Here is a 468-nt window from a genome sequence, read left to right on the forward strand (position 1 = left end):
GTCGGAGAGGTGCAGCAGCTCCGGCAGTTCGGAGCTGATGACGGCGATGGCGAGACCGTCGCGCGCCAGCTTGAAGATCAGGTCGTAGATCTCGCGTTTGGCGCCGACATCGATGCCGCGCGTCGGCTCGTCGAGCAACAGCACCCTCGGCTTCGTCGCCAGCCATTTGCCGATGACAACCTTCTGCTGGTTGCCGCCCGACAGCGTACCGGCGGGCTGGTCGATGTCCCGGCAGCGGATGCCGAGGGCCTTGACCGCCTGCCGCGCCAGCCCCTGCTCGCCGGCCAGCGAGCGGATGCCGAAGCGGGCCAGCGAGCCGACCAGCGGCAGGGCGACATTGTCCGCGATCGAAGCCTGCAGATGCAGCCCTTGCGTCTTGCGGTCCTCGGTCACCAGCGCAATGCCCAGCCGCCTCGCATCGCGCGGCGAACGGATGTCCACGGGATGGCCGTCAATACGGATTTCGCC

1 protein-coding gene is annotated in these 468 nt (G+C 68.2%); it reads right to left on the minus strand.

The window, feature by feature from the left end; translation table 11 throughout:
- The coding region (locus EN906_RS36830) for an ATP-binding cassette domain-containing protein (protein WP_164777739.1) at nt 1–468 on the minus strand (468 nt) is incomplete at both ends.

Source organism: Mesorhizobium sp. M7A.F.Ca.CA.004.06.1.1 (genome assembly GCF_003999135.1).
GTDB lineage: Bacteria > Pseudomonadota > Alphaproteobacteria > Rhizobiales > Rhizobiaceae > Mesorhizobium.